This is a genomic window from Streptococcus sp. X13SY08, assembly GCF_001182825.2.
GTDB lineage: Bacteria > Bacillota > Bacilli > Lactobacillales > Streptococcaceae > Streptococcus.
The window spans coordinates 870,812-891,439 of record NZ_LFYO02000002.1; the positions used below are offsets into that span (position 1 = coordinate 870,812).

Annotated in this window: 19 protein-coding genes and 3 pseudogenes; 4 read left to right on the forward strand and 18 right to left on the reverse strand. The window is 40.6% G+C overall.

Annotation, left to right across the window (positions count from 1 at the left end; translation table 11 throughout):
- Positions 1-146: 146 nt before the first annotated feature.
- From AEX56_RS05095 to AEX56_RS05110, 4 genes and pseudogenes are all read right to left on the reverse strand, one after another.
- Entirely contained in the window at positions 147-998 is an 852-nt protein-coding gene (locus tag AEX56_RS05095; RefSeq protein WP_049618125.1) for a bifunctional methylenetetrahydrofolate dehydrogenase/methenyltetrahydrofolate cyclohydrolase, read from the reverse strand.
- 365 nt (positions 999-1,363) lie between these two features.
- A complete protein-coding gene (locus tag AEX56_RS08995; RefSeq protein ID WP_330218251.1) occupies positions 1,364-1,834 on the reverse strand; it encodes an ABC transporter permease in 471 nt (156 codons plus the stop codon).
- Complete coding sequence (locus tag AEX56_RS05105; protein ID WP_049618126.1) at positions 1,831-2,589, reverse strand: ABC transporter permease; 759 nt, start codon at positions 2,587-2,589, stop codon at positions 1,831-1,833. The genes AEX56_RS08995 and AEX56_RS05105 overlap by 4 nt, the downstream gene beginning before the upstream one ends.
- A 9-nt stretch (positions 2,590-2,598) precedes the next feature.
- A pseudogene (locus tag AEX56_RS05110) lies at positions 2,599-2,910 on the reverse strand (ABC transporter ATP-binding protein); the annotation flags it as partial.
- A gap of 22 nt (positions 2,911-2,932) precedes the next feature.
- Here AEX56_RS05110 and AEX56_RS08245 point away from each other — a divergent pair.
- Positions 2,933-3,269, forward strand: a pseudogene (locus tag AEX56_RS08245) (response regulator transcription factor); the annotation flags it as partial.
- On the opposite strand, the gene AEX56_RS05115 reads toward AEX56_RS08245, so the two are convergent.
- The 4 genes from AEX56_RS05115 to AEX56_RS05130 form a co-directional block, all read right to left on the reverse strand.
- The gene (locus AEX56_RS05115; RefSeq protein ID WP_053093934.1) at positions 3,245-3,577 is read right to left on the reverse strand and encodes a ferrous iron transport protein A; all 333 of its coding nucleotides are present in this window, start codon (positions 3,575-3,577) and stop codon (positions 3,245-3,247) included. The pseudogene AEX56_RS08245 and the gene AEX56_RS05115 overlap by 25 nt on opposite strands.
- A 129-nt stretch (positions 3,578-3,706) precedes the next feature.
- Entirely contained in the window at positions 3,707-4,441 is a 735-nt protein-coding gene (locus AEX56_RS05120; RefSeq protein WP_049618127.1) for an amino acid ABC transporter ATP-binding protein, read from the reverse strand.
- Positions 4,434-5,099, reverse strand: coding sequence for an amino acid ABC transporter permease (locus AEX56_RS05125; RefSeq protein ID WP_049618128.1), 666 nt, complete (start codon positions 5,097-5,099; stop codon positions 4,434-4,436). Before AEX56_RS05125 ends, AEX56_RS05120 begins: the two co-directional genes overlap by 8 nt.
- 71 nt (positions 5,100-5,170) lie before the next feature.
- The gene (locus AEX56_RS05130) at positions 5,171-5,401 is read right to left on the reverse strand and encodes a DUF1797 family protein (RefSeq protein ID WP_049618129.1); all 231 of its coding nucleotides are present in this window, start codon (positions 5,399-5,401) and stop codon (positions 5,171-5,173) included.
- A gap of 227 nt (positions 5,402-5,628) precedes the next feature.
- On the opposite strand from AEX56_RS05130, the gene AEX56_RS05135 reads away from it, so the two are divergent.
- The 3 genes from AEX56_RS05135 (at position 5,629) to AEX56_RS05145 (ending at position 9,104) form a co-directional block, all read left to right on the forward strand.
- The gene (locus AEX56_RS05135; protein ID WP_049618130.1) at positions 5,629-7,857 is read left to right on the forward strand and encodes an ATP-dependent Clp protease ATP-binding subunit; all 2,229 of its coding nucleotides are present in this window, start codon (positions 5,629-5,631) and stop codon (positions 7,855-7,857) included.
- Positions 7,858-8,286: 429 nt separating this feature from the next.
- Positions 8,287-8,745: an NUDIX hydrolase gene (locus AEX56_RS05140; RefSeq protein ID WP_049618131.1), complete on the forward strand. Its 459-nt coding sequence runs from the start codon at positions 8,287-8,289 to the stop codon at positions 8,743-8,745.
- A gap of 50 nt (positions 8,746-8,795) precedes the next feature.
- Complete coding sequence (locus AEX56_RS05145) at positions 8,796-9,104, forward strand: DUF1827 family protein (RefSeq protein WP_049618278.1); 309 nt, start codon at positions 8,796-8,798, stop codon at positions 9,102-9,104.
- A 301-nt stretch (positions 9,105-9,405) separates the two neighbouring features.
- Here the strand turns inward: AEX56_RS05145 and ileS are convergent.
- The 10 genes and pseudogenes from ileS to AEX56_RS05195 form a co-directional block, all read right to left on the reverse strand.
- Positions 9,406-12,134, reverse strand: a pseudogene (gene ileS / locus AEX56_RS05150) (isoleucine--tRNA ligase).
- A 523-nt stretch (positions 12,135-12,657) separates the two neighbouring features.
- Positions 12,658-13,395 carry a DivIVA domain-containing protein gene (locus tag AEX56_RS05155; RefSeq protein ID WP_082326179.1) on the reverse strand — a complete coding sequence of 246 codons (738 nt, stop codon included), beginning with the start codon at positions 13,393-13,395 and terminating at the stop codon, positions 12,658-12,660.
- A gap of 9 nt (positions 13,396-13,404) precedes the next feature.
- Positions 13,405-14,199, reverse strand: a complete 795-nt coding sequence (locus AEX56_RS05160; RefSeq protein WP_049618132.1) for a YlmH family RNA-binding protein — start codon at positions 14,197-14,199, stop codon at positions 13,405-13,407.
- On the reverse strand, positions 14,199-14,459 hold the full coding sequence (locus tag AEX56_RS05165; RefSeq protein ID WP_049618133.1) for a YggT family protein: 261 nt from the start codon (positions 14,457-14,459) through the stop codon (positions 14,199-14,201). Before AEX56_RS05165 ends, AEX56_RS05160 begins: the two co-directional genes overlap by 1 nt.
- A 3-nt stretch (positions 14,460-14,462) precedes the next feature.
- Positions 14,463-15,047: a cell division protein SepF gene (locus AEX56_RS05170; protein ID WP_049618134.1), complete on the reverse strand. Its 585-nt coding sequence runs from the start codon at positions 15,045-15,047 to the stop codon at positions 14,463-14,465.
- A gap of 11 nt (positions 15,048-15,058) precedes the next feature.
- The gene (locus AEX56_RS05175; protein WP_049618135.1) at positions 15,059-15,730 is read right to left on the reverse strand and encodes a YggS family pyridoxal phosphate-dependent enzyme; all 672 of its coding nucleotides are present in this window, start codon (positions 15,728-15,730) and stop codon (positions 15,059-15,061) included.
- A 1-nt stretch (position 15,731) separates the two neighbouring features.
- The gene (gene ftsZ / locus AEX56_RS05180; RefSeq protein WP_049618136.1) at positions 15,732-16,967 is read right to left on the reverse strand and encodes a cell division protein FtsZ; all 1,236 of its coding nucleotides are present in this window, start codon (positions 16,965-16,967) and stop codon (positions 15,732-15,734) included.
- A 23-nt stretch (positions 16,968-16,990) separates the two neighbouring features.
- Positions 16,991-18,364, reverse strand: a complete 1,374-nt coding sequence (ftsA, locus tag AEX56_RS05185) for a cell division protein FtsA (RefSeq protein ID WP_049618137.1) — start codon at positions 18,362-18,364, stop codon at positions 16,991-16,993.
- Positions 18,365-18,503: 139 nt separating this feature from the next.
- On the reverse strand, positions 18,504-19,559 hold the full coding sequence (locus AEX56_RS05190; protein ID WP_049618138.1) for a cell division protein FtsQ/DivIB: 1,056 nt from the start codon (positions 19,557-19,559) through the stop codon (positions 18,504-18,506).
- Complete coding sequence (locus AEX56_RS05195; protein ID WP_049618139.1) at positions 19,549-20,628, reverse strand: UDP-N-acetylglucosamine--N-acetylmuramyl-(pentapeptide) pyrophosphoryl-undecaprenol N-acetylglucosamine transferase; 1,080 nt, start codon at positions 20,626-20,628, stop codon at positions 19,549-19,551. The genes AEX56_RS05190 and AEX56_RS05195 overlap by 11 nt, the downstream gene beginning before the upstream one ends.

Consider the following 20,628-nt stretch of genomic DNA (forward strand, 5'->3'; position numbering starts at 1 on the left):
GTGGGAAAATACACCAGAGAATCTGTGTCAACACGCAAAAAAACAGCAACCTTATAGCTGCTGTTTTCAGGAGATTATGAAAATATTTAGGATTGAGTCTAGTATACCCTGTCCAAGAAGTTTTTCTATCGGTCGGAAGACTGATTTTAATCTTTCAGACTCGCTTCAAAAGCTCTGAAAGTTTGTTCCATGAGCATAGTAATGGTCATTGGCCCCACACCACCTGGAACTGGTGTAATGAGACTTGCGATAGGTTCCACCGCTGCAAAATCCACGTCGCCACAGAGCTTACCATTTTCATCACGGTTCATACCGACATCAACGACAACCGTACCTTCCTTGACAAAGTCAGCTGTGACAAATTTTGCTCGTCCGATAGCAACCACCAAAATATCCGCTTGACGCGCCAACTCAGCCAATTTTTTGGTCCGTGAATGGGCAATCGTCACTGTTGCATTGGCATCTAGTAAGAGTTGAGCCATGGGTTTACCGACAATATTGGAGCGTCCGATGACCAGAGCATTCTTCCCTTCTAACTCCACACTGTATTCCTTGAACATTTCCATGATACCAGCAGGAGTTGACGGAATCATGACAGGATGACCAGACCAAAATTTACCCATGTTGGTTGGATGGAAACCGTCCACATCTTTTTCAGGTGAGATGGCAAAGAGAACTTTTTCCTCGTCAATGTGGTCTGGTACAGGGAGTTGCACCAAAATACCATGCCATTCTGGGTCCTGGTTGTATTTGTCAATCAGCTGCAAGAGCTCATCTTCTGAAATGGACTCTTCTACACGCACCACTTCGCTGCGGAATCCTGCTGCCAAAGCTGAGCGTTCCTTATTGCGCACATAGACCTGACTAGCTGGGTTTTCTCCGACCAAAATCACAACCAAACCTGGTTCTCTGCCTGTTTCTGTTTTGAGTTGGGCTGTTTTTTCTGCTAATTTTCCTTGCATTTTCGCCGCTAAAGCTTTTCCATCAATCAATGCCATAAGTCACCTCATCAGATCTTTTCTACATTATACTAAAAATTAGACAAGCTGACTAGAGTTGCTATTTAAAGTCGCCCGAACGTTCGGAAGAATTGTTCTGCTACTACCGCAAAAATTTCCTTAGAAAATGTCTCTGCAATCCAACAAAAGTGAGGATAAGGAGAAGGCTATACTCGCATCCAAACACCCACTGCCAAATCTAAATGGGGTGACGTCATTTGATTGATAGAGAGAGACAATTTTGAACTAGCTAAAAGATAAGACTATTCAGGAAGAATATTTTGGGCGGGAACTACAAATCCCCCGATTCCAAGTAACATAGACAAAGCAACAGGTGGAGCGAAACTCTTTATCCGTAGAGAAAATTAGCATTGGATACTCACAATAACGAGAGAAAAGAGGCTGGTTATCAATGCCCAAAAGAACAATTCTAATGGAAAAGACATTTCAAATTGGAAAAGCAACCCACTAATGCCATAAAGGACCCAAAAATAGATTTGTGATAGCAAAACAAGTCCAAATGCCAGTAGCATTTTCGCCCAAATTAGCTGGCTGAGTGAAAAAGCTGACGTCAGTAAGAGCCTGAGGGAATTGCGCTTGTGTTCGCTGTACCATATATAGGCGCAGATAATGCCAATCAGACAAGGAAAGAAAAATGCTCCATAAAAGAGATAAACCTGTGTCCACAGACTTAGCCACTCTCGCTGTAAAACAGAGCGATTTGCCGCAAAGTTAACACTACCATATAGGACCGAAATTAAAGGTAAAATGAATATGGGTAGCCAAATTCGGGACCTTTTTAACTTCATCCATTCAATTTTTAATAAGGTTATCATTTTACTCCCCCCACTTTCATTCTTTTTCCTAGTTGATAGACTAGAATTCCCAATAACAATGAAGCACTGAGAGGATAGCTACTCATCTCTCCTAGATGTTTGACAAATCTATCTCCTACTTTTTCAAAATGCACACTCATCAAAAATCCATACCAACTATAGGGTTGTACCATCATCAGGGATTTAGATATCAATATAATGATAATTCCCATCAAAGATCCCAACACCGCAATAGATAGGTTCACTAACTGATTGCTCCATTTAAGACTAATTACATAATGTAGCAAGAGTAAACATCCAGAAATAGCAAGAATAGACAGCCCATAGAAGACTAATTTTTCAACTGGTACATGCCCTGTAAATCCACGCCATCTTAGGAGAATCACTACGCATGCCCACTCAAGTAGCTGCATCAGTACATAGCAAGCATAGATATAAAGAAATTTTGTCCGATAGAGCACTCTGTAGGCCACACCACTACTAGCTAGAACTTTCCACATATTATGTCGCTCTTCTAGCTGCACCGCCATACTGGCTATTCCCGCTAAAATAGTTGGCAAAAGAATGACATTGATAAAAGCGATACTATCCATCACCGTATAGACGCTGATGGGATCTGCTAATTCCTTGCTATCATTTATCTGAAAAATAGCTGTCGCAGAAACCAAAAGTGTGATGACCACAGCTAGAGTTAAGAGTCGAAACATGGGCACGCCTCGATACTTCCATATTTCAATCTTCATTAATTTCCACATATTTTCCTCCTATAAACTATCACTTTCTGTAAAATCAAGAAAGAGCTCTTCCAGCGACTGGGTCACTTCCATTACTCGATAAACCGCAATTCCAGCCCTTACCAAGCGTTCAATCGCGCCTGCCACCTTCTGATCTGACCACATAGGAAGAAGCTTCCCGATAATGCCAATCTTGGTTACCATTTTTTCAATTTCATCCAGCGCATGCGACGAAATCATAACAGTGGTCTGAAAGCGTTCTGGTAGACTACGAATGAGGTTCCGAATTTCTTCCCGCGCTTTAGGATCCAATCCGTTGGTCGGCTCGTCCAAGACAATCAAACACTATTTTTGAGGTGAGAATATGACCCTAAAAGATCGAAAAATTCTGTTGGTGGATGATAATCCAGATATATTAAAAATGGTGACTGATAGCCTTGAAATTGCTGGCTTTACATAGCTATTTTAGATATCATGTTACCAGATGGCTCTGGCTTTGATATACTACGTCACATCCGCCAGACTTCTTCCATGCCTGCGCTCTTTTTATCTGCAGTTTCGGACATTGAAAAACAATACCAAGGATTTGAGCTGGGAGCAGACGACTACATCGTCAAGCCATTTCACTGGAACTGCGACTCCTGTCCATCCTCAAGCGCAGCTACCCTGAAGTGAATCAGCTGGTTGAGTTGGACTCCTGCATAGCAAAGATACCAGCGATATGAGCAGATTGACCGACCTTGAGTTCAGATAAGGGAATCGCAGCAACCTCCCTTGCTTCCTCTTCCACCTCAATCTGCTGTAAAATACTTTTATCGAAAGCCAAACGACTGGCTTTCAACATCAAAATCGCACTGTCTTTTGTCTTTGAAATCACCTGTAATGAACGACCAACAATTAAGCCCAAATTGGACAAATGACGTTGACTTTCCTCCGGTAGATCGATACTGATGACCCTGTAAGGAGTATGTAGCTTTCCATCTAGCAAAATCAATTTTCCACCCTCCATTTCATAACGCAGTCATCCAAGATTAAAATTTTCTAATAATTCTAGTATATCATTTTTTAAGAAAAATAGAGGTATTGTCCACAAAATATCCTTGCGATTGCAGAAAAAAAAGCGAATTCCTTCGCTTTCTTATAAAACCTTACTCAAAAAGTCCTTAGTCCGTGGTTCTCTAGTGTATTCAAAGACTTCCTCAGGTGTCCCCTGCTCCACAATTACCCCGCCATCCATGAAAATAACACGATCTGCCACTTCACGCGCAAATCCCATTTCATGAGTCACAATAACCATCGTCATACCAGATTTTGCCAAATCCTGCATCACAGCAAGCACCTCACCTACCATTTCAGGATCCAAAGCAGAGGTCGGCTCATCAAAGAGAAGAACATCTGGATCCATGGCCAGTCCGCGGGCAATGGCAATACGCTGCTGCTGACCACCTGACAAACTTTGAGGATAGGCAAGAGCCTTCTCAGGTAAACCAACTTTTCCTAAAAGATCATGGGCAATTGACTGCGCTTGTGCCTTAGAAATTTTCTTCGTCTTAATCGGTGAAAGGGTGATATTATCCAGCACATTCATATTTGGAAAAAGATTGAACTGTTGAAAGACCATGCCCATTTTTTCCCGCATTTTGAAAATATCGTTGGATTTATCCGTGATATCCACACCCTCAAAAGCAATAGTCCCCTTGGTAGGAACTTCCAACAAATTCATCGTCCGCAAGAAAGTGGATTTCCCTGAACCAGAAGGTCCAATAATGACCACAACCTCTCCTTGTTCGATATCTAAATCAATCCCTTTAAGGACTTCATTGTTTCCGAAATATTTATGAAGATTTTTAATTGAAATAAGTGTCTCAGACATGTTGACCTCCTTTATTGAGGGTCTTTTCAAAGAATTGCATAATAACTGTCAAAATACTAGTCATGATCAAGTAATAAGATGCTGCAAATAAAAGCGGTGTGAGAGGTACATAAGTCGTTGACTGAACCGTCATTGCCCCATTCCAAAGCTCCATGACCCCAATGGTCGACAGAAGTGAACTATCTTTTACGATGGTAATAAATTCATTTCCCAAAGCTGGTAAAATATTTTTAATCGCCTGAGGCATGATGACTAAGCGCATAGCCTGTCCTGAACGAATTCCTAATGAATAAGCGGCTTCCAATTGCCCTTTTGGCACCGCATTGATACCCGCACGAACTGTCTCTGATACATAGGCACCTGAGTTCATGGAAATAGTGATAATCCCTGGCAATAAACGTGATAAATCCACATCCAAAATTCCCAATTGAATGGTTGGCGCAGCAATATGCATTACAGTAAAAGCAATCATAATCTGCACAACCATGGGCGTCCCACGGAAAACCCAAATGTAGATATTGGCTAACCAAGCCAATGGACGAAAGCGGCTACGCTGAGCAAAAGCCAGCAATACTCCTAAAATACTACCAAAAAAAACCACACAAATAGCGACAATCAGAGTCACGATAGCTCCATAATTAAAGTAGCCCCAAAACAAATAGAATAATTATGCAATAATTTTTGTTTTATGCATTTAAAGACACAAGAAAAGCACTTCCGTGCCTCTTTTTAGTACAACAATTCATAAATTTCCATTGCGATCAAGTCAATGCTATCGAATGTATAAGTTTCGCGAGCAGCAACATCACGCAAAGTAAATACTGAGCCGTTTTCTTCGTCATGGCTGTAAGCAACTTCTGCAACTACTACGCCTTCGCGTTCAAAATTACGTTTTAAGGTTCCACCATCCGAAGCCATTGCTTCCAAGCGGCTAATAATTCTCACCAAATGTGATTCCATATCAAAACTCCTCTATTTTTATATAGCAATAGTGTACCATATTTCTGCTAAAAAGTCTTTGATTTTTGCCAGTTTCTTAGTATTTCTCAAAACTTTTGGTTGTAAATATTCCTTCAAAAGCGTAGCAGATTCTTGCATTTTACCTAAAACTTGTTATAATTAAATTGTGTCTGACCTTTTTTGACTAATTAACAAAAAAGGAATCTTGAAAGAAACGAGGACCAACTATGTTATGTCATAACTGCAAAATCAACGATGCAACCATTCATCTTTATACGAATCTAAATGGAAAACAACAAAAGGTTGATCTCTGTCATAATTGTTACCAAATTATGAAAACTGATCCAAACAATACTATTTTGAAAGGCTTAGGTGATTTGGGAAATCCAAATAATATGGATCCATTCAGTGAATTCTTCAATAATATTGGCGGACTAGCTGGCCATACTCCTGCTGGAAACCCAAATTATGGACAGACTCCTCCAACACAAGCAGGCGGCGGTGGTCGCAATGGTAACTTTCCTCCACGTCATCCACAAGCTCCTCAGCAACCAAATAGTTTATTGGAAGAGTTTGGAATCAACGTGACAGAAATTGCCCGCCGCGGTGATATTGACCCTGTTATCGGTCGCGATGAGGAAATCCGTCGTGTCATCGAAATTCTCAATCGTCGTACTAAAAATAATCCCGTCCTCATCGGAGAACCTGGGGTTGGTAAGACAGCTGTTGTTGAGGGCTTAGCTCAAAAAATTGTTGACGGTGATGTCCCTCAGAAATTACAAGGACGCGAAGTCATCCGCTTAGATGTAGTTAGCCTAGTACAAGGTACGGGTATCCGCGGACAATTTGAAGAGCGCATGCAAAAACTCATGGAAGAAATCCGCAACCGTCGTGAAGTCATTCTCTTCATTGATGAGATTCACGAAATCGTCGGCGCTGGTTCTGCTGGCGATGGCAATATGGACGCTGGAAATATCCTGAAACCTGCTCTTGCGCGCGGTGAGTTACAACTAGTGGGTGCGACCACTCTAAATGAGTATCGCATTATCGAAAAAGATGCTGCTCTGGAACGCCGCATGCAGCCAGTTAAAGTAGACGAACCGAGTGTCGAAGAAACCATTACCATACTAAAAGGCATTCAAAGCAAGTACCAAGATTACCATCATGTTCGCTATACGGACCAAGCTATCGAAGCTGCTGCCAACTTGTCTAATCGCTATATTCAAGATCGTTTCTTGCCCGACAAGGCCATTGACCTCTTGGACGAAGCAGGGTCTAAGATGAACTTGACACTTAATTTTGTGGATCCAAAAGAAATTGACCAACGCTTGATTGATGCGGAAAACCGTAAAGCACAAGCCACACGTGATGAAGATTACGAAAAAGCAGCATACTATCGTGACCAGATTGCCAAATACAAGGAAATGCAAAAAACAAGTCTCAATGAAGACGAAATCCCTCTCATTACGGAGAAGGAAATTGAAGCTATCGTGGAGCAAAAAACCAATATTCCTGTCGGTGATTTGAAAGAAAAAGAGCAAAGTCAGCTGATCCATCTTGCCAGCGATTTGAAAACACATGTTATCGGACAAGATGATGCTGTGGATAAAATCGCCAAAGCCATTCGTCGTAATCGTGTGGGTCTTGGCACACCAAATCGCCCGATTGGTTCCTTCCTCTTTGTTGGACCTACTGGTGTCGGTAAAACAGAATTATCTAAGCAGTTAGCCATCGAACTCTTCGGCTCAGCAGATAGCATGATTCGCTTCGATATGTCCGAATACATGGAAAAACATGCTGTTGCCAAATTGGTCGGAGCTCCTCCAGGATACGTCGGCTATGAAGAAGCTGGTCAATTAACTGAAAAAGTCCGTCGTAATCCCTATTCACTCATTCTATTGGATGAGGTGGAAAAAGCTCATCCTGATGTCATGCACATGTTCCTTCAAGTCTTGGATGATGGACGCTTGACGGATGGTCAAGGTCGAACTGTTAGCTTTGAAGATACGATTATCATCATGACTTCCAATGCTGGAACGGGCAAAGCGGAAGCATCTGTTGGCTTTGGGGCCGCACGCGAAGGACGAACCAATTCGGTCTTAGGACAATTAGGCAACTTCTTCAGCCCTGAATTCATGAACCGCTTTGATGGCATCATCGAATTCCAGCCTCTTAGCAAAGAAAATCTTCTTCAAATCGTAGATCTCATGCTGGAAGATGTCAATAAACGCTTAGCAACCAACGACATCCACCTTCATGTCACTGATAAAGTCAAAGAAAAATTGGTTGACTTGGGCTACGATCCAAAAATGGGAGCACGCCCACTTCGTCGTACTATGCAAGATCAGATTGAAGACGCCATCACAGATTTTTATCTAGAAAATCCAAATCAAAAAGAACTTCGAGCAGTCATGACTTCTTCTGGAAACATTCTCATCAAATCTGCACAAAAATAAATAACCCAAAGGAGTTTGAAACCAAGTTGTTTCAAACTCTTTTTCTATTCAATTTACAAAATGGAGTATGTCAATTACTACTGAATAGCCTCTCACATAGTAAAATGTAAGCTTTTATAACTGATAAGATACAGTCTTCCTCTACTCTGTTTCCAATCTGTTAAGTTCATTTATCGTATACTCTGAAAGGTTCTTTATTTTCAACCTAAAAAATCACTTCCTAGCTTTTTTAGCCATAGAGAAACTATTTTAGAGCCCTACTCGAAAACGCGGAAATGCTAAAAAATTTCAAATTTCAGCTTCCCGATTTTTTGTCTCTCCCTTCATTTCAAATCAGTTCCTTTTTGAATTTTCTAACTATTCCAGCTAGTCTTTTCTCATTTTTTTTAGTATAATAATTGAAAACTCAGCTTTTGAAAGGAGCTTGCTATGTCTCTACCAACTTTCGGAGAAAAAATCCCAAATGTAGATTATACAGCTCGCTATGGTGTCTATGCTGTAATCCCAGACGAGAAAAAAGAGCGTATCGTTCTTGTGCAAGCACCAAATGGAGCATGGTTCCTCCCAGGTGGGCAAATTGAAAAAGACGAAGACCATATCCAGGCCCTAGACCGCGAATTGATAGAAGAATTAGGCTTCACAGCTACTCTAGGTCAATATTTTGGACAAGCTGATGAGTATTTCTATTCTCGTCACCGTAACACTCACTACTACAACCCTGCTTACATATACGAAGTTCTTCATTTTGAAAGAATTTCTGAACCTCTTGAAGATTTCAATCATGTTTCATGGTTTCCTGTCGACGAAGCCATTAAACTGCTAAAACGTGGCAGTCATCAATGGGGTGTTCAAATGTGGAAAAAATCACAAAATAAAAATAAAAACTAGTGAAATACCCACAAGAGTGCTATAATAAAGCCAAAGAACAGGAGGTCATTATGAAACTCATCAATACGACCAATAGCAGTAGTATACTGGTACAAAATCAGCTTGCCCATACAGATGCTTTCCTTGTGGAAACATATTCAGCTGGAAATACAGACGTTATCTTTACCCAAGCACCTTCGCACTATGAAATCTTGATCAGCAATAAATATCGCGCAGTTCAGGAACCAGAAATCGTAAAAATCCGAGATTACTTCCTCAAACGAAAAATTGATACATCCACTATCAATCCGGCTGGCATTCAAACCATCCATACCGATCGTTTGATTGAAATGTCAATTCCCATCGTTGAAGCAATCTAATAGCGTACTCCTCCTACCAAGTGAGGAGTTTTTTATACCATAAATAAAAAAAGAGTGAGATAAAAATCGGTTATTTCAAAGTAATGTGTTTTTGTCCCACTTTCTTGTTTTTAGGTATTCGACCTAAAAAGGTCTTTTATCGGACCATTTTATTTCCACCTCTGCATACTCAAAAATAGGACATGGAAAGCTTTACTTTCTATATCTCCTACCTCAAACTCTTCTCAAAAGTTTGAGTGCCAGGCCCTTATCTCTTTAAAATTAAACAAGAGGCGGAACTTTTGTTCCAGCCTCTGCTTTTTTATTTACTTTCAAAACCTTCTGCTACTGCTCCTGCAAATTGACTTTCAACAATTTCTGCGCAGTGATCACAGATGTGGGCATTGTGAGAACGGTCTGTGGTTGTCACATCTACACGCCGGCAACGGTCACAGATTTCTCCTTCGGCATGACCAACACTAAATGCAACCTCTTCAAATGCCAAGGCATCTGCTGGCGCTGCTTCTTCTGTTACAGTCAATTGAGACACGATGAGGAGTTGCGCAATGTCACTATCCAAAGCAGTCAAGAGCGTGTTCACCTCCGCACTTGCATAGATGGTCAAATGCGCTTCAAGTGATTTCCCAATAATTTTAGCGTTACGCGCTTCTTCCAAAGCTTTTTGTGCTTGAGTGCGAAGAACCATGAAAGCTTCCCAAGCTTCTAAGATCTCTTCTTGACCTGCGAAAGTTTCTGCTACTGGCATTTCTGCTAATTGGACAAATTCTTCCACTTCATGTTCCAAATAAGACCAGATTTCTTCAGCTGTATGAGGTAAGATTGGTGTCAAGAGTTTGGTTAATTTCACCAAGATATCGTAGAAAACTGTCTGCATTTGACGACGAACAAGGCTATCAGCTGCTTCAATATAAACCACATCTTTGGCAAAATCAAGGTAGAAAGCTGATAAATCAATCGTAATAAAGTTAACGACAGACTTATAAATAGCCATGAAGTCATAGTTTTCGTATGCTTCTTGGATTGTTGCGACCAATCGATTGAACTTGATGGTCATATATTTATCAACTGCACGCAAGTTTTCAAAGGCAACGATATCCGTTTCAGGATTGAAATCAGATGTGTTGGCAATCAAGAAACGAAGAGTATTACGGATTTTACGATAGGTCTCTGATACTTGACCAAGAATTTCCATTGACACACGTACATCATTATCTGTATCCACTGATGTCACCCAGAGACGTAAGATTTCAGCACCATATTGCTTAGCTACATCATTTGGTGAAATGATATTGCCCTTGGATTTGGACATTTTTTCACCCTTACCATCATCAGAGAAGAGTTGAACCAACCACGGTATTGGTCTGAACCTTCAAGATAGAGATCAGCAGGATATGAAAGATTCTCACGTGCATTCATGACACCATTCCAAGATGAACCAGAGTCAAACCATACATCCATGATGTCTGTTTCTTTTGTAAATTCTCCATTTGGAGAACCGGGATGGGTAAATCCAGCTGGTAAGAGATCTTTGGCATCACGTGTCCACCAGATGATGGAACCATGTTCTTCAAAGAGATTGGCTACATGATCTGTCACCTCTTTTGTCATAATAGCTGTTCCATCCTCTGCATAGAAGATCGGAAGGGGCACGCCCCAAGCACGTTGACGAGAAATCACCCAGTCACCACGATCACGAATCATATTGTAAAGACGTGTTTTCCCCCATGAAGGATGGAAAGTTGTTTTCTCAATTTCTTCCAAAATTTCTTGACGGAAGTCTGAAACAGAGGCAAACCATTGCGGAACCGCACGCCAGATAATTGGTTTCTTAGTACGCCAGTCAAATGGATAGGAGTGGGTAATGACTTCAGAAGCTAGAAATAAATCCCCTAATTTTTCTTTTACAATTGGCACAACCTTATCGTAGAATTGACCTTGGAAATCTGGACCAGCATTTTCCATCATCATTCCACGACTATCAACTGTTACAGCTACTTCCAATTTGTATTTGATTCCGACATTGTAGTCGTCCTCACCAAAACCTGGTGCTGTATGGACAATCCCTGTACCAGAATCTGTTGTAACATGGTCGCCAAGGATGACTAATTCATCCACTTCTTTATCCCATGGATGCTCTGTCACGATGTATTCTAATGCTGCACCTTTGTACGCTTCTAAGATGTCAAATGATTCCCAACCAAACTTTGTAGCCAGGCTGTCTACAAGTGCTTCGGCAACTACATACTTGCGATCGCTGCCAGTAGGTTTCACGACCACATAGTCCATATCTGGACCGACTGTCAAACCACGAGATGCCGTAACGGTAAATGGTGTCGTTGTCCAGACAACAATATAAGTATCCGTATCTAAGACACCCTTACCATCCTTAACTTTATTGGCATAGTAAAGGGATGTTGAGTCAATATCATGGTACTCAATTTCTGCTTCAGCAAGTGCTGACTCAGATGACCATGACCAGTAGACTGGTTTGGCCCCACGGTAGATATAACCCCTATCAGCCATAGCACCAAAGACTCGGATTTGGTCTGCTTCATATTGTGGCAAAAGCGTGATATATGGATTTTCCCAATCTCCAGATACACCCAACCGCTTGAAATCTTCACATTGCTTATCAACCTGTGATAAAGCATAATCACGGCACATTTCAAGGTAAGCTGCCAAGTCCATTTCCTTGCGTTTGACACCTTGTTTAGCAAGAACCTGCTCGATGGGCAGACCATGCGTATCCCAACCCGGTACATAAGGGGCTGAGAAACCAGACATGGATTTTGAGCGAACAATAATATCTTTTGAAATTTTATTCAAGGCATGTCCAACGTGGATATTTCCATTAGCATATGGAGGTCCGTCATGAAGGTGGAAAGCAGGTTTTCCCTCATTCAATTCTTGACGTTTTTTGTACAATTCAGCCTCATCCCAAGCTTTTTGCCATTCTGGTTCCCTATTTGGAAGTCCTGCACGCATTGGGAATGCAGTTTTACCCAGATTTAGTGTTTCCTTTAATTTCATCATAAACTCCTTTTTTTATTACTTTTAGCATGGACATTCGCCCATTTTCTAGACCATCTATTGTGAAGTTCTTGTCTTTCCCATATCTTTGATCCTATTCTCGCCACTCAATCATCAGGCGCTAAATGAGCATTTGATTTTCACTAGACTTTTTAACAATTGAACAAATCTCATTACTGAATTCCAGATACAATCAGTATATAGAAGAATATTCTCTTTTTTCTTGCAGGGACAAGCAACAGTTGAATAACATACTCAACGTTATCCTCACACACTAATGCTTATCGCAATGTAAGCATCAAAAAAACTTCCGCCAAAAAGGACGAAAGTTCGTGGTACCACCTTAATTTAGACAGAATTTCCCCTATCCCTCAATGAACCGTAACGTGGCATCTTCCGTTTTTCCCTACTAGACAAACTTTGTTCAGGAAAAATCCCTCAAGAGGATAAGAAGAAAAGAGTGATTGCAGGGCTTACACCATCTCCTGCTCGCTTCATATATCATTTTCTTCTTGTGTTCTTGTTAGGCTTCTTCTTCAATTTGGTTATCTACTTCGATAGTGATTGGTTCGACCAATAACCCTTCACTCTGTACGTGTTCTAAGGCATTGGTTTGACGTGTAATTTCAGCCAACTCCTCAGCTGTCAATTGACGCGTCATGTCTAAATCTTCTTCGACATGTGCAACTTCCACTTTTTCTTCCAAAGCTTTTTCCAAAACTTCACGGAAAGCTTCATCACTTGTTTGGAGATAAGAAGCTGTCGGACGAAGCAAATCTTCCCATTCAGATGATTTCACAATCGCTAATTGACTCTCAACTGTAGATTTGAGACGTTGGTGGAAGATACGAGTTTTATTTTTCAGTTCTTCCGTTTCAACTGCTACCTTCTTGGCATGATCAGTTGCTGTACGTAGGATTTCATTGGCTTTTTCTTTTGCTTCATTCAGCAAATTTTGGACTTCATAATCAGCTTGTTTCAAGATGTTTGCTGCTTGATCGTCTGCTGCCACACGGACCTTCTCAGCTGTATCCTGCGCCAATAAAACCGATTTGCTGAGAGATTCTTTCATTTCATCGAAATAAGCCAATTGGTTTTTTAATGCTTTGATTTCAGCTTCATTTTCATGTTTTTTACGAACCAAATCTTCGTAATCACGCGTGACGATTTCCAAAAATTCTTCAACTTCGTCAATATCATAACCGTGGATTAGTTTGGTGTGGAATGTTTTATCTTTTAATTCGAGTGGTGTAAGTGCCATATTGGTCTCCTATTTTCCTATAACTTCGATTTCTACTTTTAGCTTTCCTTGTTTAGAATAGCCTGCGAGTTCCTTCAACCGAATGCGTCCGAATCCTCGAACACTAATCAATTGTCCAATTTCTATCTGTTTTCCTACCTGAACAATCTCGCGATAATCGACCTTAACCTTGCCCGCCTCTATCAAACTGCTAGCGGTTGAACGTGATTGACGAAAAACAGTCGCAACAATTTTATCCAAGCGCAAACTTGATAACAAAATTTCTCGATTCTTTCCCTTTTCAGCCACATTCAACTTTAAGTTCGACCACTCTCGCTCTTTCCATTTGACCGGAACACGAGCAATCTTGACCAATCCTGTTTCCGCTAAATGTGCAAATTTGCCATCCATCAGGACAAAAATATTCTCGTCTTGGAACAGGATATCATCAAGGAACTGACGTTGAATGCCTAACTGATTTAAAAGCGTTCCTAAGATTTGTGAATGACGGAGCTGGTGAAACTTTCTGGGATAGTCAATCTCTAAAAGAGCCATTTCAAAATCTTTTTTATCTAGCTCATAATAATCGGGAGCGATGATTACACGAACAAATTCTGTATCCAAAAACTGTCGACTAGAATAGCTAGATAGCTGGAAATAAGCTGCAATCGAGTGAACAATTTCTTCTTGCATGGGATTGATAAAATGCGTCAACCGATAGGAATACGTGTCTTCTACTTGTTGACACATATCCACAATTTTATCCGCAAACTCATGTTCTTCCTTTGCAAAATGCTGCAAAAGGTATTGGTACCCTTTTTTCATTAGATGGACAAAAATAAGCGCACTAGAAAACGTGCAAACAGATTCAGCAGAATCATGACTAGAAATACAGTCCAATCCAAGCCCATAAACTGAAGATGAAAGCGTTGGAATGGTTTAAGAATGGGACGAACTAGCCAAATAATCAATCGACCAAGACTAGTTTCATAAAGACTTGGAACCCAAGACATGAATACATAGGCTAATAAGATATAAGAATAAATCTCAATTGCTTGCAAAAGTATCCTGATAATAAACTGCATAAATCACCTTCTCATATCAAAGTCATATGGATTTTCTTGGTCCATATGCGATGATCCATTTCGCAATTCTTCAATATTCACCATGACATTTACGGGCGTCAATAGCCACATGGTATTGGATACTTTTTTAAGATTACCCGCCAAGACAGTTCGTGCACCATCAAGATAGTCTAAGCAACGACGAGCTTGTGTCTCAGACATATATTGAAAATCAATGAGAACACTCACATTGCCAATCAAAAGATTCACAATCTCAGGTGCTTCCTCATATTTTTTAGGGAATTTGATATCAATGACCGTTTTTTTCTCTGATGAAAAAAGACCTGATGCAGTTTGCAATTCTTGTTGTCGGAAATTTAAACGTTGCAAGTTACTCCGCTCATCACTACTTTGGCTGTCGGAGCGATGACTCGCACGACGCATAGTCGTCTGAGGAGCAGCCTCATCTTGACTTACAGTAGTTTTGGGAGCGACACGCATCCTTGAAACAGGCGCCTCAGCATCTGTTTCTCTTTGATCTTCGTAGCCAGAGGCGTCATCGATTTCAAAATAGGAAAATAAATTTTTAATTGTATCTTTTAATGCCACTATCTTGTTCCTTATTTAAAAAACGCAGTTCCAATCCGTACGAAAGTAGAACCATGTGCAATTGCTTTCTCAAAATCTCCACTCATTCCCATACTTAATTCGGTAAAAGGCATATGTGGTAATTTACGACTAGCTAGTTTTTCTTGCAAATTTTTTGCTTCCGAAAAAATATTTTCCAAAGTCTGATCATCTGCCTCAAAGGGAACCATGGTCGTCAGACCAACGAGGATAACCTGTTCAAACTGTTTCATTTCTTCAATGACTTGATCAATTTCTTCAAGCAGAAAGCCATGTTTGCTCTCCTCTCTTGAAATATTGACCTGCAAGAAACATTTGATTGGTTTGGTTGCCCGTTTGTTGATCTCTGCAGCTAGTTTTACAGAATCTAAGGCATGAAAATAATCTACATATTCAATGACATCTTTCACTTTTCGTCTTTGCAAACTACCAATAAGATGCCATGTGAGTTCTTCTTCTGCTAAAGCGTGATATTTATCCAAGAATTTATCCACACGATTTTCACCGATATGAGAAATCCCTGTTTTTACCAGTTCTTTAGCAATAGAGCTGTCAACATATTTGGTGACAGCTATAATGTTTACTGATTGAAAAGGACGATGTGCTTTTTCAGCAGCCATTTCAACTGCTGAAAAAATACCATCTTTATTTTTTTGAAGAGTCATATTAGTGATTACGGAAGAATGGAGGGGTATCCAACTCGTCTTCATCATCTTCTACGCTAAATTTCTCAACAGAAAGGTTTGAGCGTGTCTCATTTTCTGGACGAACCAAGTTCTCACGACGAAGGTCCCACTCACCAAAAGCTGAACCTTTAGCTGGTTCTTCATAACTACGAGAAGCTGAAGCACTAGCTAATGGAGGAGTTGGCATATCGTAGCGATTTGCTGATGGACGACCTACAGGAGCTACATCTGAACGATGACGAATAGCACGTTCTGCAGTTTCTTGGCGAACACCCGTTGCCACAACTGTCACACGAATCTCATCTTTCATGCTATCATCAATAGAAGTACCCAACCAAATATTGACACCTTGACCCGCTGCTTGATGAACAATTTCTGAAGCTTCCTCAGCTTCTGTCAATGTCATATCGTAACCACCAGTTACGTTGACAATCACATCTTCTGCACCATCAATGGTTGTTTCTAGGAGCGGTGAGTAGATTGCACGACGTGCTGCTTCTACCACACGTTCTTCTCCAGAACCAATACCGATACCCATCAGGGCATTCCCTTTGTTTTCCATTACTGTCTTCACATCGGCGAAGTCCAAGTTAATCAACCCAGGATTGGTAATCAAGTCTGTAATTCCTTGAACACCTTGGCGAAGAACATTATCCGCTTCACTCAAAGCTTCAAGAAGTGGCGTTTTCTTATCAACAACTTCAAGTAAGTTATTATTTGAAATAATCAACAATGTGTCTACTTGTTCGCGAAGGGCTTCAACTCCTTCAACGGCAAAGCTACCACGTTTGTTTCCTTCAAAACCGAATGGACGCGTCACAACAGCAACAGTCAAAGCACCCAAGTTTTTAGCAATACGAGCAATCACAGGAGCTGCACCAGTTCCTGATCCACCACCCATACCAGCTGTGATAAAGACCATATCCGCGCCAGTCAAAACACCTGTCAATGCTTCTTCGCTTTCTTCAGCAGCTTTGCGACCAACCTCAGGTTGTCCTCCAGCACCAAGTCCCCGAGTCAATTTAGGACCTAATTGGATAACTGTTTCAGCTTTTGAAGAACTCAAAGCTTGAACATCCGTGTTTGCTGCGATGAATTCAACACCAGCAACACCTTCTTCAATCATGCGATTGATGGCATTTCCGCCACCGCCACCTACACCGATAACTTTAATCACAGCACCATGAGCTGCTGCTGCATCAAATGAAAATGTCATATTCTTTGTCACCTTTTCTTTTCTTATTCAAACATACTACCGAATAGTCCGCGAAGCTTGTCCCCAAAGTTTTCTTTTGGTTCTTCATCGTGATAGTCAAAACCTGACACTACTTCTTCTTCCGCTTCCACAGTTTGCAACTCAGTTGTCAAATCACGTTGAGGAATTGGATTTATGTGACGAGATTTTGGCATTTCTGCAGGGATATCAATTGGTTTTTGACGAAGAGTTGCTTCACCCGTTACGGCTGCTTGAGCAATCATCTCCACATCATCCAATCCTCCCACGTATTCAACAATACTGATGACATGTGCAAAGGCTGGGTTACGAATACCAATTTGATTTGGAACGAATAACTTCGTATTCACACCAAAAATTTCCTGTGCCAATTCTGTGATTCCTGGTAAGATGGCACCACCACCAACAAGAATTACACCACCAGGAAAATCAAGAGCACGTGTGCGTTCCAAATCTTGTTTCACTTTGGTAAAGATTTGACGAAGACGAGCTGCGATTACTTCTGACAAGTAACGTTCTGTTACCTCAACAGGAGTAGTTTCTCCGATGACTTCAACAGTAAATTTTTCTTTTTCTGTTGACTCTTGTGGGTAAGCAATACCATAATTGAATTTAAGGTTTTCAGCAATACTTTGTGACGTAGTCAAAACTTTCGAGATATCTTTGGTCACATAATCGCCACCCTCTTGATAAACATTGGTGTACTGCAACTCTTGATTACGCATAACGGCAACTGTTGTTTGCCCGCCGCCTAAATCAATAACGGTTGCTCCAAATTCCTTCTCGCCTTCATTCAAAACTGAACGAGTTAAAGCAAGAGGAGAAATCACGATATTTTCCACTTCAATACCCGCACGCTCCACAGTCTTGCGCAAATTGTGCAGGATTGTACGTGGACCTGTGTAAAGAAGACCGCGCATTTCAAGGCGAATCCCCATCATACCGCGTGGATCCTTGATGCCTTGGAAACCATCAACTACGAATTCTTCTGGGACGAATGAAATCACTTCGCGTTCTGGTGTCATGCTCTTTGTCAAAGCTGATTTTACAACATTTTCTACATCTGTATCTGTAATCTCTTGTGAATCAGTTGTAACTGGAATCATGCCTTGAGTAGGCTCAATTTGTAGTAAATTAGCTGGCAATCCAACATTGACTTTATCAATACGAATGCCCGCTTTTTCTTCTGCTTGGGCAATCGCAGATTTGATTGCTCCAGCTGCTACATCAATATTTACAATAATACCGTCTTTAACGCCAGCACTTTTCACATTGCTCACGCCAATAACGTTCATTTCACCTTTAATAAACTCCGCTACCAGTATTTTAATGGAGCTCGTTCCTATATCTAATCCTGTAAAAAAGCCATTTCTAGCCATCACATCAGTCCCCTCTTACTTCCGACTTTTCAAAAATTTCATCTATTTTCAAAAAATAGAATTATTCACCCTTCATTATATCATAGAATACTAAAAAATGGGGAATTTATCTATTTTTTATCTTAATTTATTCACATTTTTAAAGTGCGTAACTAAATATGCCGACTTCCATATCTATCACGCTTGGAACCGCTAGTTGCGAAACGATTTTAGCATAATACGGCAGCTTCTTTTTGACCTGCGAAAGTGGCACTAAAATCTGGTTCCCATCGTACATTGTCAAGGTTAATAGATCAGCACTTGCCTTTGTTGGTGCTAAATCAATCGTCTGGATATTTTCAATGATTGCATCATCTACTTCAGCTAATTGAGGCACTAATTTCTTAACTAAGGTTTGGTTCTTCAAATTAATGATAGTATGTTTTTCTGGAAAATCCGCTTCACTTGTCGCCGTTTCAGAAATATTTCCACTAGACAATACCGAATAATAAGCGCCGTTGATTGGTACGTAACCAATCTCCTTATACTCCTCAATATCAATCGTAACGCGATTTGGAAAAGCATAGTGAATGGTAGCAGATTTTATCCAAGCACTGCTATTTTTGATATTTTTTGCATGCCCCTCGCTATTGAGCATAGTTGTCACGGCATAGTCTTTTTCAGAAATTAGACTATCCTTCAAGATGGCTTGATTCGACAAATGCTCATTTCCTTTAAACGTAAATTCTTTTTGCCTGCTGAGTGGACTAATAAAATAAAGAGATAGAAGAAGAAAACAGAACGCAAGGAAAAGAACTGGCAAACTTTTCAACAAAATTGCAGTTGGAATCTGAGTTTTTGACTTTGGCTTCTGGTTCTGATCATCTTCCTCTGGACTTGTTTGTAAATCAATTTGCAAGTGACGCAGGGCAGGATGTTGGGCCGAAGCCTCTTCCTCATCAGCCTCAACCATGCCTTCGCGCTCTTTTTGTTCTAAATATTCCTGATGCTTTTTTTGCCAATGGCTCAAGAAATCACTGGGCGCATCGGACGAATTCTCCTGCGAGGAATGTGGATTTGCATCATTCTGATTTTCTTCATCTTCTATGACTTCAGAAGATACTTCAGTTTCTTCTTCAACAAGTTCTTCCACCTTTGGTTCGGCCTGCTCAGCCTCAGCCGGAAGAGTTGTTTTTTCTAGATTTTTATCCGTCATGTTTGGTCTTTCTAGTCATATCTGCGACTAAGATTTGGTAAAATGTATCGACTGATTGGATATCGGCTGAATGCTCCATATTGGTAATATAGTAATCTTTTTGCTCCAAAAGCTCTTCTACTTGTTCCATTAAGGATTGAGCCGTCAATTGTTCTTCATTCAATTGTTTCGAGTAGCCTTTTTCTTCGAAATAGCGTGCGTTTTCCAACTGATCGCCACGACTAGCTTTTAAGCCAAGTGGGACAATCAAATGCAGTTTACCCATAGCCACCAATTCAAAAATAGTATTGGACCCACCGCGCGTTACCACCAAATCCGCCTCTTGCATGAGCGGAAGATAAAGATCAGTTACATAATCCACTCGGTAGAGGTTTTCAGATAATTGATTGAGCGAAGAATCTCCCGTTAAATTAATGATGTTGTATTTTTTTGTCAAAAGCTCCTTATTTTCTGAAATCAAGTCGTTGAAGACTTTGGCTCCTCCTGAACCACCTACAAAGAGCAAGGTCGGTAATGTTTGGTCAAAATGTACTAAAATTTCTGGCATTTTGAGAGAAATGACATTGTTGGACTGATTGACCTTGGTTACAGCGCCAACATGCTTAATTTTTGTCAACGTGTGAGGTTGCTCAAAAGTGCTGTACATGGTCGTCGCAAACTTGTAGGCAATTTTATTGGCTAACCCCATGGATAAATCAGACTCATGCACAAAAACCGGAACACCCAAAAGACGTGCTGCTACCACTGGGGGAACAGACACAAAACCACCTTTTGAAAAAAGAGCTTGCGGACGAATTTTCAACACGATAAAGAGAGACTGTAACACTCCCCAAGCGACTTTAAAGACGTCCAATAAATTTTGCCAAGAAAAATAACGGCGGAGCTTACCTGTTGCAATAGAATGGAAGTTCACATTCAGCCCCAATTTAATAATTTGCTCATATTCAACACCATTTTTGTCCCCGATATAATGAACTTCCCAACCATCTCTTAGAAATTGAGGAATGAGCAGTAAATTCAGGGTCACATGACCAACTGTTCCACCACCTGTAAAGATAATTTTTTTCAT